The 14472-nt window shown below is 60.8% G+C and carries 12 protein-coding genes; 5 read left to right on the top strand and 7 right to left on the bottom strand.

Going from position 1 to position 14472, the window contains the following annotated elements; genetic code table 11:
* Positions 1 to 37 precede the first annotated feature (37 nt).
* Entirely contained in the window at positions 38 to 2218 is a 2181-nt protein-coding gene (locus NAV33_RS06885; protein WP_255978278.1) for a patatin-like phospholipase family protein, read from the bottom strand.
* A gap of 72 nt (positions 2219 to 2290) precedes the next feature.
* Between NAV33_RS06885 and NAV33_RS06880 the strand changes: the two genes are divergently transcribed.
* The gene (locus NAV33_RS06880) at positions 2291 to 2575 is read left to right on the top strand and encodes a SelT/SelW/SelH family protein (RefSeq protein WP_255978276.1); all 285 of its coding nucleotides are present in this window, start codon (positions 2291 to 2293) and stop codon (positions 2573 to 2575) included.
* Between the two features lie 43 nt (positions 2576 to 2618).
* On the opposite strand, the gene NAV33_RS06875 is transcribed toward NAV33_RS06880, so the two are convergent.
* Complete coding sequence (locus NAV33_RS06875; protein WP_255978274.1) at positions 2619 to 3551, bottom strand: LysR family transcriptional regulator; 933 nt, start codon at positions 3549 to 3551, stop codon at positions 2619 to 2621.
* 123 nt (positions 3552 to 3674) lie between these two features.
* Here NAV33_RS06875 and araD1 point away from each other — a divergent pair, with 123 nt between their 5' ends.
* Together araD1 and NAV33_RS06865 are read left to right on the top strand one after the other, a co-directional pair.
* Positions 3675 to 4670, top strand: a complete 996-nt coding sequence (gene araD1 / locus NAV33_RS06870; RefSeq protein WP_255978272.1) for an AraD1 family protein — start codon at positions 3675 to 3677, stop codon at positions 4668 to 4670.
* Positions 4671 to 4814: 144 nt separating this feature from the next.
* Positions 4815 to 6395: an aldehyde dehydrogenase (NADP(+)) gene (locus NAV33_RS06865; RefSeq protein ID WP_255978270.1), complete on the top strand. Its 1581-nt coding sequence runs from the start codon at positions 4815 to 4817 to the stop codon at positions 6393 to 6395.
* A gap of 142 nt (positions 6396 to 6537) precedes the next feature.
* Here NAV33_RS06865 and NAV33_RS06860 read toward each other — a convergent pair whose 3' ends face one another.
* The gene (locus NAV33_RS06860; RefSeq protein WP_255978268.1) at positions 6538 to 7494 is read right to left on the bottom strand and encodes a LysR family transcriptional regulator; all 957 of its coding nucleotides are present in this window, start codon (positions 7492 to 7494) and stop codon (positions 6538 to 6540) included.
* Between the two features lie 181 nt (positions 7495 to 7675).
* Here NAV33_RS06860 and NAV33_RS06855 point away from each other — a divergent pair, with 181 nt between their 5' ends.
* Positions 7676 to 9412, top strand: a complete 1737-nt coding sequence (locus NAV33_RS06855; RefSeq protein ID WP_423836646.1) for an IlvD/Edd family dehydratase — start codon at positions 7676 to 7678, stop codon at positions 9410 to 9412.
* A 53-nt stretch (positions 9413 to 9465) separates the two neighbouring features.
* Here NAV33_RS06855 and NAV33_RS06850 read toward each other — a convergent pair whose 3' ends face one another.
* The 4 genes from NAV33_RS06850 to NAV33_RS06835 form a co-directional block, all read right to left on the bottom strand.
* Positions 9466 to 10356, bottom strand: a complete 891-nt coding sequence (locus NAV33_RS06850; protein ID WP_255978266.1) for a DMT family transporter — start codon at positions 10354 to 10356, stop codon at positions 9466 to 9468.
* A 150-nt stretch (positions 10357 to 10506) separates the two neighbouring features.
* Positions 10507 to 11274 carry an AraC family transcriptional regulator gene (locus NAV33_RS06845; RefSeq protein ID WP_255978264.1) on the bottom strand — a complete coding sequence of 256 codons (768 nt, stop codon included), beginning with the start codon at positions 11272 to 11274 and terminating at the stop codon, positions 10507 to 10509.
* Between the two features lie 105 nt (positions 11275 to 11379).
* Positions 11380 to 12768 carry an adenylate/guanylate cyclase domain-containing protein gene (locus NAV33_RS06840; RefSeq protein WP_255978261.1) on the bottom strand — a complete coding sequence of 463 codons (1389 nt, stop codon included), beginning with the start codon at positions 12766 to 12768 and terminating at the stop codon, positions 11380 to 11382.
* Between the two features lie 172 nt (positions 12769 to 12940).
* Positions 12941 to 13258, bottom strand: coding sequence for an Mpo1-like protein (locus tag NAV33_RS06835; protein ID WP_255978259.1), 318 nt, complete (start codon positions 13256 to 13258; stop codon positions 12941 to 12943).
* A 176-nt stretch (positions 13259 to 13434) separates the two neighbouring features.
* Here NAV33_RS06835 and NAV33_RS06830 point away from each other — a divergent pair, with 176 nt between their 5' ends.
* Positions 13435 to 14436, top strand: a complete 1002-nt coding sequence (locus NAV33_RS06830) for an AraC family transcriptional regulator (RefSeq protein WP_255978256.1) — start codon at positions 13435 to 13437, stop codon at positions 14434 to 14436.
* The last annotated feature ends 36 nt before the right edge of the window (positions 14437 to 14472 follow it).

Below are 14472 nucleotides of genomic sequence, written 5' to 3'. Positions count from 1 at the left end.
GCTAGCGCCTCTGGGCCTCAACCTCTGGCACACCGGATCAGAAACTGCGCCCAAGGTTCATGTACAGGGCGCGCTCGGCTTCATCGTTGAGGCCGTAGCTGAAATTCAGTGGCCCCAGCGGCGTTTCGTAGCCGATAAAGACACTGCCCGCATTGATGTACCCGCTATCGAACTCGTTATCGTTGTTCCACGCCCGGCCACGTTCCAGTGATGCACCCAGGTACAGTGGAAAATCCAGCGGCAAGAATGAGCGCGGCGTCATTCGCCGGAAATAAATCACGCGCGCCAAGCTGATGTTCTGCCCAGAAAGAGCGTCCTGGCGAAAGCCCGATAATTGCCTCGCTCCACCGAGCAAGAAGCTCGACGTAACGACCTCCGCATCGTCCAGCGTACGTCCATAGCGGCCACCGAAAACCAGCGTATCCACACCGTGGCTAACCGCCTTATCCAAGCTGAACTCCCATTGTCTGTAGCGTTCATCCGAGCCCAGGCCGGGATCATACTGGCGCAGCGTCAGCCCGATATCCTCACCTTCACGAGGGAAGTCGACGTTGTCCACCGTGTCGAACGAATACTGAAGCTGGTAGTAGCCTTCCTCGAAACTGAATTCCGGCAGTTGCTGATCGCCAACTCGGACATCCGCCTCGCCCCATGCCTGGCCAATACCAAAACGGATCTCGCCGTTGTTGGCGATCTGTCGGCCAAGGTTGAGCCCATAACCGTAGCGCTGCAGGCGGTACTCGGCGATGGGGTCGTTATCCGTTATTGATTCCACGTTCTGGGTCTCGGCAAACAGGTTCGGTGCGACGAACCAGCGTGAGCCGGCATCCAGCGGCTGATAGAACTCGCTAAAGAGTTCCTGGTGATCACCCAGCTGTAGGCGCGTCAGCCATTCGGCGCCTAGCTCATTGATGCCGTTCTTGCGATAGCTCGCGCCGATGTTGAAGGCGCTGTCACCACCAAAATCATCCGAAAGATTGATACCGAGGCGCAGATAGTCGGTCCCGGAGCGCTTTTCGCGGGTGGTGATGACCAGCGTATTGCCTGGATCGCCATGGACGACCCGATATTCGACCTGCTCGAAGTAGTCCAGTCCATACAGGGTGCCCATGTCCTTCTGCAGGTCCTGCAGATCCAGCCGTTTGCCGACTTGCTGGCGGATGTGTCGACGAATGACCGCATCGCCGACTTTCGAGTCGTTCTCGATGCGTACTTCGGTAATCAGTGGCGTGCGTGGGTCGGCTGAACGGGCGAGGCTCAACGCCAGATTGCCACCGCTGTCGCTGCGCATCGCCGCGAGGCGGCCATCCAGTGCGCTGGCTGCGCGATATCCGGCGTCGATGAGCTGTTCCGCACGACCGAAATCGGTCGAGCCGAATCCCGCCAGCATCGGCTGCACCAGCAGATCTTCTGTACGCAGGGTTGCCAACTGCTCTTCGGAATTGCGTCGCGTCATCATGGTGATCGACTGATTGAGCACATCGACGACCGTCAGCAATTGCTCGCGCGACTGCAATGGCGAACCGATATCCACCACGATCAGCCGATCCACACCCATGTCCCGGGCGACGTCCATCGGAATGTTGTCGACCATGCCGCCATCCACGAGCAGACGGCCGTCTATTTCGACGGGAGCGAAGACCGCGGGAATCGACATGCTGGCGCGGATCGCCTGGGGCAGGTGGCCGCTGCGAAAGATCACCTTCTTGTCGTTGGCGATGTCGGTTGCCACTGCGCGAAAGGGGATCGGCAGACGGTCGAAGTCACGGGTGTCGCTGGTATGCACCAAGAGACGCTCGAGCAGTAGGGCGAGGTTTTGGCCCTGAATGACGCCGAGCGGTAGCCCGAGGCTGCCATCGTCGCGGAAGCTGAGTTTGCGTTTGACCAGAAAGTCTCGATCGTCCTGCTTGCGTCGGAACGGCACGTCCTGCCGCGGCGGATCGTCCGACAGCACCTGCTGCCAATCGAGACTGAGTGCCAGCTTCTCCAGTTCTTCAACGCTATAGCCCGCTGCGTAAAGCCCGCCAATTACCGCGCCCATACTGGTGCCGGCAATCGCGTCGATTTGCACGCCATGTTCTTCCAACGCTTTCAGCACACCAATATGCGCCAACCCGCGCGCCGCGCCGCCGGAAAGCACCAGACCGGTTTTGGGTTGGGATTCGGCGAATCCTGCCAGCGGCATCAGAAGGATCAGCATGAGCAATAGACGAGACATGGCAACACCGGCGGAGGAACGCGAAAATGGCGGCTATTATAGGCGTCCCGCCAGCCGCCCGAGCGCCTCGTCATGCCTGATACCAAGCCGGAAATCGTCATTACCTATTGCACTCAATGCCAGTGGTTGCTGCGTGCGGCCTGGCTGGCGCAGGAGCTGCTGTCCACGTTCGCCGATGACCTTGGCAAGGTGTCGTTAGTACCGGCCTTCGGCGGCACCTTCCATATCACCTGTGACGGGACACAAATTTGGGAGCGCAAGCTCGATGGTGGCTTCCCTGAAGCCAAGGAGCTGAAGCAGCGGGTGCGTGATCAAATCGATCCGCAACGGGACCTAGGGCATAACGACAGAAATTGATTGCAGGTGCCGCCCGGTGCCTGCGGCCGCTGCACGGATGCTGTCAGCTTGGCAGCTGCTCGGCCTGCATTTCCTCTAGCAGGAGCCGCGCGGCGGACGAGAGGCTGCTGCCGTGACGGACGATAACGCCGTAGGGCTCGCTACGCGACTGCAGGCTCAGCGGCAATTGGCGGATCATGCCGAAGCCTTCACTGAACTGTGCTACCGCCAACGGCATCACGGCCACCAGTTCAGGATCTTCCTGCAGCAGGCTGAGCATGGTGAAGGTGGAGGCGGTTTCTACTGGATAGCGCGGAAATTCCAGGCCGGCCTGGCTGAACTCGCGCTCGAGTAACAAGCGCATGGGCATGTTCGCCGGGTAAACCACCCAACGGTAATTGCTGAGGTCGGCCAATTGCAGGGTCTGGGCTCCGCTGGCCGGATGTGCCGGGTGCGCGACAACGGCCAACTGTTCTGGATGCAGGGTCAGGCAGTCATAGGCGTCCGGTCGACGGCTGACACTGCTGCGACAGATCGCCAGATCGAGTCGACCCTGATCGATGAGTCCGAGCAGACGGGCGCTTGTGTCCTCGACGATCTCCACGGAAAGCTCCGGCTGTCTGCGCCGCAAGCGGCCCAACGCGCGCATTAGCAGTGGCACAGCGCCCATGATCACGCCGACCGACAAACGTCCGCCTTGGCCTTGGATAATCCCGACCATCTCTTCACGCAGGTGTGCCAGATCGCTCTGGATCAGTCGTGCGTAGCGAATTACGCAGCGGCCGAGGTCGTTCGGCTGCAAACCCTGGCTGGTGCGGATAAACAACTCGGCGCCAAAGGTGTTTTCGATCTCGTGCAGGGCCTTGGTTGCGCCGGGCTGATTGATCGATACCTGTTCGGCGGCGCGGTGCAGCGAACCCTGTTCGTCCAAGGCTATCAGCAACCGCAGCTGCTTGAGCCGCAGGCGGGAAACAATGGTGGGAAGGGCGGCGATCATGGGGATGACTGAAAGTTATCGCTTAATCAGAAGCTTTCATTAGGCACCAGTCAGGGTGGTTTTTAAAGTGATCGCAGCAAACGCCTGGGGTGTCGGGCGCCATTACAACAAGAGGAAGCGCGCATGCGGTTGATTCAATTCGAGAATAGGCAAGGCCAACGGCAGGTAGGCGTTGTCAACGGCGAGCGCATCGAAGTGCTTTCGGATGTGCACAGCACCCGAGCGCTGGCGTTGGCGGCGATCCGAGCGCGGCGCAGTCTGGCGGCCCAGATCGAAAATCAGGCGCGAGAAAGCGGCCCGCTTTATTGCGATCTGCTCGATGACGGACGCGTACTGCCTCCTCTGGATCATGATGACCCTGCGCACTGCCTGATTAGCGGCACCGGCCTTACGCATCTTGGCAGCGCCTCGACACGCGACAAGATGCATCAACAGGTCGAACAAGAGGAAAGCAAGCTCACCGACAGCATGCAGATGTTTCGCTGGGGCATGCAGGGCGGCCGTCCGCAGCCGGGCACCATCGGAGCCCAACCTGAGTGGTTCTACAAGGGTGATGGCAGCATTGTGGTGCGCCCGGGCGCGGATTTCCAGGCGCCGGATTTCGCCGAGGATTATGGTGAGGAACCGGAACTGACCGGGCTCTACGTCATCGGTGATGACGGACTGCCTTACCGTCTAGGCTTTGCTCTTGGCAATGAGTTTTCCGATCATGTGGTCGAACGCAAGAACTACCTGTACCTGGCACACTCGAAACTGCGTTTCTGTTCGTTCGGCCCCGAGCTGCGGGTCGGTGAGCTGCCTGCGCATCTGGCGGGTATCAGCCGCATCCGTCGCGGCGAGCAGCTGTTATGGGAGAAAGAATTTCTTTCCGGTGAGGAGAATATGTGTCATAGCCTGGAGAACCTTGAATACCACCATTTCAAGTACACGCAATTTTTGCGTCCAGGCGATGTGCATGTACATTTCTTCGGCACGGCAACGCTGTCCTTCGCCGATGGCATCAAGGCGCAGCCGGGTGATCGATTCGAAGTCAGCCTGGATGCGTTCGGCGAGCCGCTGTGCAACGGCATAAGCATTCGTCAGCCGATGATCACTCCAGGCGGCGTCAAGCAGCTCTGAACAATGGCCGGCCCGTCTTTGCCCGGTTCCGCAACAGCCCGCAGGTCTGCGCGAGAATTGGCGGGCTTTGCTTCATTCGCGGGCCGACGGCCCACCTCCGCGCAGCGCGCGGGGTTCTGAACCCAGCAGGTCAAGGAGATACCCATGTCTACTATTCGCGGTCACAACTACATCGGCGGCGGCCGCAGCGCCGCTGGTTCGGTCACAGTACAGAGCCTCGATGCCAGCTCAGGGGAGGCGCTGCCGTACGAGTTCCATCAGGCCACGCAGGACGAGGTGAATGCCGCGGCCGAGGCTGCCGCTGCGGCCTATCCCGAGTACCGATCGCTTTCGGCGAGCAAGCGCGCCGAGTTTCTCGAGGCCATTGCCGATGAGCTGGACGCCCTGGGCGATGGTTTCATCGAACTGGTTTGCCGCGAGACGGCGTTGCCGGCCGGGCGAATTCAAGGCGAGCGCGGGCGTACCAGCGGCCAGATGCGCCTGTTCGCCAAGGTACTGCGACGCGGCGACTTTCATGGGGCGCGCATCGATCGTGCATTGCCGGAGCGCAAACCACTGCCACGTCCGGATCTTCGTCAGTGCCGCATGGGGCTGGGACCGGTAGCGGTTTTTGGTGCAAGCAATTTCCCGTTGGCGTTCTCCACGGCCGGTGGCGATACCGCCTCGGCGCTGGCAGCTGGTTGCCCGGTGGTGTTCAAGGCTCATAGCGGACACATGGTGACGGCCGAGTGCGTGGCCGATGCGGTGATCCGTGCGGCAGAGAAAACCGGCATGCCCAAAGGCGTGTTCAACATGATCTACGGCGGTGGGGTTGGCGAATGGCTGGTCAAACATCCGGCGATTCAGGCGGTCGGCTTTACCGGTTCGCTGCGCGGTGGCCGTGCTCTGTGTGACATGGCGGCTGCACGCCCGCAGCCCATACCGGTATTTGCGGAGATGTCCAGCATCAACCCGGTGTTGGTCCTGCCCGAGGCGCTCAAAGCGCGCGGGGATGCCATCGCCAACGAGCTTACCGCCTCGGTGGTGATGGGTTGTGGTCAGTTCTGTACCAACCCCGGCATGGTGATCGGTATCCGATCACCGGAATTCAGCGCATTCGTGGATCGGCTCGCTGCGTTCATGAGCGAGCAGCCGGCACAGACCATGCTCAACGCCGGGACGTTGAGCAGCTACGGCAAAGGGTTGCAGCATCTTCAGGCTCATCCTGGCATTACCCATCTGGCCGGCGAGCCGCAGCAGGGCAATCAGGGCCAGCCGCAACTGTTCAAGGCTGATGCCAACCTGCTGATCAAGGGGGACGAGCTGCTACAGGAGGAGGTTTTCGGTCCGACTACGGTCGTTGTGGAAGTGGCTGACAAGGCGGAGCTGCTGCGTGCGCTGCAAGGCCTGCGCGGTCAGCTCACCGCTACGCTGATTGCCGATCGGGCCGATCTCGCGGCATCCGCCGACCTGGTGGCGCTGCTTGAACAGAAGGTCGGACGGCTGTTGCTCAACGGCTATCCGACGGGTGTCGAAGTGTGCGATTCGATGGTGCATGGCGGGCCGTACCCGGCAACGTCCGATGCCCGCGGCACCTCGGTAGGAACCTTGGCGATCGACCGATTCCTGCGGCCGGTGTGCTACCAGAACTTCCCCGACGAGCTGCTACCGGATGCCCTGAAGAATGCCAACCCGCTGGGCATCACTCGCCTGGTTGATGGCGAAACCACTCACGCCTCGCTCTGAGGCCGAGGCTGGCAGGGAGCGATGAGCAATCCTTGCCGGCCTAAACCATCACTCGGGGTTTACCTGTATCAGATGACCCCCTTTTTGACCTGTCGGGCTAATCCCGACAGGTTTTGCGCCATGCCTACACGCACTGAACCGTCTAGCCTAACGACATTTTCCGGGCGGTAGCACGTAGCAGGTCCAGCACGTTGCGCGCCGCGGGAGAGAGCAACTGCTGATTTTTTGTAATGATGCCGTAGGCCATCAGGCCCTGATTCAGTTCGGCCTCAATGCTGGGGTCGACATCGATCTCTGCAAGCATGCCGTAGCGCGCATAGTGCGCCAGTACGTCACGCGGCAGCACGGTGAGTACGTCGTTCTTTTCCACCAGCGTGGTAACCATCAGCAAGTTTTCCGCGTTGACCACCTTGGTTGGCGGACGCATACCGACGCGCTGGAACAGCGCATCGAACTCCTGACGTAGCACGCTACCTGCCGGCGGCAGAACCCAGTCGGCGGCGTTCAATTCGGCGCGCGACAGCGGCCCTTGAACAAGCCCGGCACGCGCGCAAATCCGCAGCGGTTCCTCGGCCAGCGGCTCGAAGTTCAGGTCGTGCTGCTGGCCGCCTGCAAAAAAGCGCGCTACCAGGAAATCCAGCTCGCCGTCGTCGAGGATCGCCATCAAATCACGGCTCGAACCCGTGCGAATGCTCAGCTCCAATCCTGGAAACCGCTGCTTGGTGAGGCCGATCACTTCTGGCAACAACTCGGCGCATGGGGTGAGTATGGTGCCGATGCGAACATGGCCCTGTTGCCCTTGGCGCAGCGCATCGACCTCGCTATAGACGCTTTCCAGAGTGTTCTGCAGGCGTCTGGCGTGACGAATCATCGTCTCGCCGTAAAGGGTCGGCACCACCCCGCGCGCATGTCTTTCAAACAGCGCCACGCCAAGGCCGTCTTCCAAATCCTTCAACAGCTTGGAGATGGCTGGTTGAGAAATCCCCAACCCCTCGGCCGCACGGTTGAGATTGCCGGTATCGCCCAGCGCCACCAACAGAGGGATATGGCGGTTCTTCAGGCGGGCTCGAACGAACCAATTGCTGTTGATCGGCTTCATGTCAGTTATATCCGTTTGAGTATCGGTCTGGCTTGATTTTGTATTTGTTGATGATGGCTGCGCCCTCTAGTCTTTTCAACGGCAGGACAGGCTTGCGTGTACAGGCTCTGTCATTGCGATACGAAGATGCCGAATAACAATTGGAGCCGCTGATCAAACGCGCGCTCTACAGGAACTGACGATGACTGGCAAACGCCCCCTGCGCTCTGCTCAATGGTTCGGCACCACGGACAAGAACGGTTTCATGTACCGCAGCTGGATGAAGAACCAGGGCATCCCGGACCACGAGTTTCAGGGCAAGCCGATCATCGGCATCTGCAACACCTGGTCGGAGCTGACGCCGTGCAATGCACACTTCCGCAAGATCGCCGAGCATGTGAAGAAGGGAGTACTGGAGGCGGGCGGGTTTCCGGTGGAATTTCCGGTCTTTTCCAATGGTGAATCGAACCTGCGACCGACCGCCATGCTGACCCGCAACCTGGCGAGCATGGATGTTGAAGAGTCGATTCGCGGTAACCCCATCGATGCGGTGGTGCTACTCACCGGCTGCGATAAGACCACTCCGGCGCTGCTGATGGGCGCGGCCAGCTGCGACGTGCCGGCCATTGTGGTAACCGGTGGGCCGATGCTCAACGGCAAGCACAACGGCCGCGACATTGGCGCTGGAACCATCGTCTGGCAGATGCATGAGGCCTATAAGGGCGGTCTGATCAGCCTCGACGAGTTCCTGTCCGCCGAGGCCGGCATGTCGCGTTCGGCCGGTACCTGCAACACCATGGGGACCGCCTCGACCATGGCTTGTATGGCCGAAGCGTTGGGCACTTCATTGCCGCACAACGCGGCGATTCCAGCCGTTGATTCGCGTCGCTATGTGCTTGCGCATTTGTCCGGCATGCGCATCGTCGACATGGTCGAGGAAGACCTGCGGCTCTCCAAGGTGCTGACCAAGCAGGCATTCGAGAATGCCATCAGGGTCAACGCTGCCATCGGCGGCTCGACCAATGCAGTAATCCACCTCAAGGCGATCGCCGGGCGGATTGGTGTAGCCCTCGATCTGGACGACTGGACGCGCATCGGCCGCGGCATGCCTACCATCGTCGATCTGCAACCCTCCGGGCGCTTCCTGATGGAAGAGTTCTACTACGCCGGAGGACTGCCCGCCGTGATCCGTCGACTAGGGGAAAACCAGCTATTGCCAAACCCTGATGCGCTGACGGTCAACGGCAAGTCGCTGTGGGACAACTGCGCCCAGGCACCCATCTATGGGCAGGACGAGGTCATTCGTGCGCTGGACAATCCGCTGCGCGATGACGGCGGCATCTGCGTCCTGCGCGGCAACCTTGCGCCCAGCGGGGCGGTGTTGAAACCCTCCGCGGCGACACCGGAACTGATGAAGCACCGAGGGCGTGCGGTGGTCTTCGAGGACTTCGACGACTACAAGGCACGCATCGCCGACCCGGACTTGGACGTCGATGAAAGCTGCGTGCTGGTAATGAAGAACTGCGGCCCCAAGGGTTATCCGGGCATGGCCGAGGTCGGCAACATGGGCCTACCGCCCAAGGTGCTGGCCAAAGGGATTACCGACATGGTGCGCATCTCCGATGCGCGCATGAGCGGCACCGCTTACGGCACCGTGGTGCTGCATGTTGCCCCAGAAGCCGCTGCCGGCGGACCGCTGGCGGTAGTGCGCAACGGTGATTTCATTGAACTGGACTGCGTTGCGGGCCGCCTGCACTTGGACGTTTCGGATGCCGAGCTGCAAGAACGTCTGGCTTCCTGGCAGGCGCCGCAGGGCTTGTTATGGGATGGCGGCTACCGCCGGCTGTTCGTCGAACATGTGCTGCAGGCGGACGAGGGGTGCGACTTCGACTTCTTGGTTGGGTGCCGCGGCGCCGAAGTCCCGCGCCATTCGCATTGATCGGCAATGGCCGCCTGGCGTCGGCGGCCATGTTGTCACTGCTGTCCTGGCGCCTACGGCGCCTTCGCGAGCGGCGAGGCAGCGTTCGTCACGGCTGGTATTTTCAGGCGGCTGGTAATGACCGTGGCGAGGATGATCAACGTGCCGCCGAGCAGCATGCGCAAGGTGGGCTGTTCACTGAAAAGCCACCAGGCGAACGCGATGCCGTAAACCGGCTCGAGGGCGAAGATCACCGAGGTAGTTCGCGCTTTCAAAACCTTCAGGCTCGCTACGAACAGGCTGTGCGCGAGTCCCGTGCAGAACACGCCGAGCAATGCCAGCCATAGCCAATCCAGCACCGGTACTGCCGGGAGCGACATCCAGGTAAACGGCAGCAGACAGAGCAGGATGGTGCCGTTCTGCCACAAAGCGGCCTGTACCGGATCGACACCGCGAGTAACAGCGCGATTGAGCAGTGACAGCAGCGCGAACATCAGCCCGGACAGAATGCCGTAGAGCAGGCCCACTGTACTTTCGCTCGCCAGATCGAAGTGCGGCGTGACCAATAGCAGGCCCGCGCAAACCAGGCCCACCATGGCGAACTCGACGGGGCGTGTCCGTTCGCGAAACAGCAGACCTTCGAACAGCACGGTAAAGGCCGGAAAACTGGCGAAGCCCAGCGTAGCGATACCGACCCCGGCGACCTTTACCGCGACGAAGAAGGTGAGCCAGTGTCCGCCCAGCAGCAACCCGCCGAGCAACAAGCCGCCGCGCTGACGCCAGCTTGGCTTTCCACCGCCGCTACGCAGGAACTGCGCCGCCGACAGCAGGGCGATGACCGCAAACAATGCGCGACCAAAAGTGATCACCAGTGGCGTGCTTTCGGCCAGCTTGCCGAATACGCCGGACAGGCCAAACATCAGCGCGCCGAAGTGGATCGCCAATAGCGCATTGCGATGCGTCATGGTCGAACGCTCGGTATCGAGCGTGAACATTCGATGGGAAAAAATACGCAATCGATATGGATCATGGGGCCTCGCGATGCTGCGGTGACTGGCGCTGCCAGAAGCTTGATGCGCCTATGGTACGACCCGCGCTGCGGCCCGTCTGTCGCGTCAGTATCGCGAGTTGTCGAGCGACTCGCGGCGCAGCGCCCGCGGCGTGGCGCCGTATTCGCGCCTGAGGGCTGCGGTAAACGCGCTTTGAGAGGCATATCCGACCCGAGCGGCGATCTCGCCGACGGCTAATCGCGTGCTGATCAACAATTCTCGACCCTGCTGCAAGCGACGGCACCGGACGAACTCCAGCGGTGTCAGGCCGGTTTCGCTGACAAAGCGAACATGGAATCGTGGAACCGAGAGCCCGGCCAGTCGCGCAAGATCTTGAACCGCGAGCGGGTGCGCCAGATGCCGGTCGACATGGGCGTAAAGCGCCGCGAGCGGTAGCGGACCGTTCTGGCTGACCGGCTCGCAGCCAGCGGAGAGACTGGCCAAGAGGAGGGCGGCGCCCTGTTCGCTAATGATCGGATCATTGATCGGGCTGGCCGCCAGCCAGCCGACCAGTTGGCTTTGCGTTGGGGTCAGACGCAGCGCCGCAGGCTGTTCCAGGATGCGGCGCGCCGGATCGGCATGATGAGCGAGACGTTGCCGCAGCCAGTTGTCGTCCGGGATATCCAGAATCAGGCATTGGCTACCAGCCGGGCTGCCACAGGCGTGACGAGTATCGCTCGGGACCACGGCGAGCAGTTGCTGCTGAATCCGGCTACCGCGCCCGTCAATTTCGAAGTCCAGCTGCCCATGAAGGCCAAACACCAGTTGGGTGTGCTGGTGGTTGTGGACGATCTGGTCGTGGTTGTAGTGGCGTAGGGAAAGGATGGGCGGCATTGATGACCTCGACTGCATCCCGACGGACGCCGGCTGCGAGTGGCGCTATTCATTCGGGTCGGCCCGGCCTCACAGCATCCGGACCGCGACCGGCGCCGCCGATGCTTACATGATGACCTTGTCACGCAACTTGTCGGCGGCCTGGTTGAGCGCCTGGATCACTCGCTCCTTATCGAAATTCTGTACGCCGTTGGTGTCCAGGTACATCGAGAAGCCCGGCAGTTCATGCTCGACGAAGCTGTTGGTCGCGCCCAGATCGCGTCTGAAATCCACCACTTGGTAAATCTGCACCGGACGGGTAAAGCCCTTGACGGTGATCTGGCCTTTGTCGCGGCACATGATCACGTCTTTGACCAGCGAATAGGTCTCGTGAGAGATCAGAATCTCGCCGGCTTCGGCGGAGCTCTCAAGGCGACTGGCCAGGTTCACTTCGCGTCCGATGATGGTGTAGTCCATGCGGGTGTCGGCGCCGAAGTTGCCGACCGTGCAGTAACCGGTGTTGATCCCCATGCGGATTTCCATCGGCTTGGTGATGCCTTGAGCGCGCCATTGCTGGCGCAGTACTTTCATGTGCTTACGCATGGCGATGGCCATGGATACTGCGGCTACGGCATCTTTTTTTGCGCCTTGGCTGGCGGGGTCGCCGAAAAACACCATTACGCAGTCACCCACGAATTTGTCGATGGTGCCACCGTATTTAAGGGTGATCTTCGACATCTCGTTGAGGTAGTTGTTGAGCAGGTCGGTGAGGGCTTCGGCTTCCAGCTCCTCGGCGAGCTCGGTGAAGCCCTTGATATCGGAGAAGAACACCGTGAGCTTCTTGCGCTGGGTTTCAAGCCGAACGCTGCGCTTGCCGGAGAAAATCGATTCCCAGACCTGTGGTGACAGGTACTTGGCCAGATTTCGCGCTAGGCGTGCGGCTTTGGCCTGCTGGGCTTCCACTTCGCTACGCGCCTGTGCCAGGCGAATCCCCTGCTGATGCACGTAGTAAGCCGTGATGCAGACGTACAGGGTGGTGAACAGAATGCTGATCGTCGATACCAGGGTCGGGGTCGCTCCGTTGAAGTGCAGAGGGACCACCATGGTAGTCAGCCCGATACCCACCGTGACCATCAACAGGGTCATCAGCAGGTGACGCAGGCTGCCGATCACCAACGCGCTGAAACCCAGCGTCAAAAGGAACATCAGGCTTGGCACGAGAGCGCAGCCGAGCAGCACGATGCCGGCGCCGGCATTTAACGCGTCAAGGCAGAGCAGGGTCTGCGATGTCCGTTCCGGATGTTCGCGCTTGAAGCGATAGCTCACGTGATAGGCGAAATGGGGATAGAGCAAGGTGTAAGGCACCATCCACAATAGGCCGATTGCAAAATGTTGGGTATAGACGCCGGCGGCGAGCGTCGCGGCGCAGGTCAGGTATCCGAGAACCCGGGCGTAGTACTCGCGCAGCGGGCGAGTGGCAAGGCCATTACGCCGTTCACCGATCACGGTTGACATGTATGGTTACTGTCCCTGAAAGATTCCGGCGCTCTAGCATGCGCCATTGGAGGTGCGCAGCGCATCGGCCGGCGCTGCTCCGGGCGATCATAACCAAGTCGCCATCATTGCGCCAAACCACCCGTCCAATCCGTGACGGATGGCCGCTGCGGGTCGGGGGCGACCGCGTTCCTCAGAAGCGAATCTTGCCGGTCAGCATGTCCTTGAGCATCACCCAGTCGCCGAGAAAGCTGTACAGCGGGTACTGAAAGGTCGCCGGCCGGTTCTTTTCGAAAATGAAATGCCCGACCCAGGCAAACCCGTATCCGGCCAGTGGCATCGCCAGCAGCCACAACCATTGTTGAGTGATCAGGGCGTAGGCGAGTATTCCCAGCACCAGGAAGCTGCCGATGTAATGCAGCCGTCGGCAAGTGGGGTTGCTGTGCTCAGCCAGGTAGAACGGGTAGAAATCAGCAAAGCGGGTGAAACGCTCGGCGGTTTGCGTGCTCATGTCGCACCTCCTGTCATTGCGGTAGTGCAAGTCTAGATCCCTAGCGCTTCACGGCCATTGGCCGCAGGTGCCAGTTTAGTACCCTTGTGTACCGCGAGCCTGCGGTTGAAACTGCCGGATGGCGCCAAGTTCGTCCGTGGAAGCCATAACCAAGCCTGATCCGAGCAGATCGATTGATGACAGAACGCACCACTTCCTCAAGCTGGGCCTTGAGTATCGTTCAGGCACTGGAGCTGGACGGTGTCGATTGCCGAGCACTGTTTGCCGAACTGGGCCTCGATTACGCGGCCCTGAGCGATGCCGATGCACGCTTTGCCCAGGACGGCATGACCCGGCTCTGGCAACGCGCGGTGGATATGACGGGTAATGCCGCGATAGGCCTGAATCTGGCGAAGGTGATGCGTCCCGGTGCGATGCATGTCGTTGGCTACGCATTGATGTCCAGCAGCACGTTGAAGGAGAGCTTTCTACGGCTGGTGCGCTATCAGCGGATCATTGCTGAGGGTGCGGATGTGCGGTTCTTCCCGACCGAGCAGGGCTACCTGTTGACTCTGTCGATTCACGGTGACCAGCTGCCACCTGCGCGGCAAAGTGCCGAAGGCTCCCTGGCGAGCACGCTTGCGTTCTGTCGCTGGCTCACCGGCAAGCCGCTGGTGCCGTTGGAGGTATGTTTGCAAGGACCAACTCCGACCAACATCGAGCCCTATCGAGCGGTCTTTCAGGCGCCGCTGCGCTTCCACGCCGAATGTGATGGGCTGCTGATGCGTCACGCCGACATGGATATTCCGCTGCCTACAGCCAACGCCGAGCTCGCACAACTGCATGACCGTTTCGCTGGTGAATACCTGGTGCGGTTCTCCGATAGTCGGGTTACCCATCAGGCGCGTCAGGTCTTGTGTCGCCTATTGCCACAAGGCGAGCCACGGCGCGAGACAGTTGCTCAAATGCTACATCTATCCGAGCGCACCTTGCAGCGGCGTCTGGGTGAAGAAGGTACGAGTTTTCAACAGTTACTTGACGACACCCGACGGGCACTGGCTGAGCAATACCTTGCGCAGCCGGACCTGGCTTTGCTGGAGATTGCTTACCTGCTGGGCTTCGCTGATCCGAGCAACTTCTTTCGGGCCTTTAGACGTTGGTTCGCCATGACTCCCGGCGAATACCGGGCAAGGCGCTGAGGCTGCCGCGCTGGAACTTGTTCTCCGCCACGATGG

It is taken from the genome of Stutzerimonas stutzeri (genome assembly GCF_024448715.1).
GTDB lineage: Bacteria > Pseudomonadota > Gammaproteobacteria > Pseudomonadales > Pseudomonadaceae > Stutzerimonas > Stutzerimonas stutzeri_AR.
This window is presented reverse-complemented; position numbering and strand designations above follow the sequence as displayed.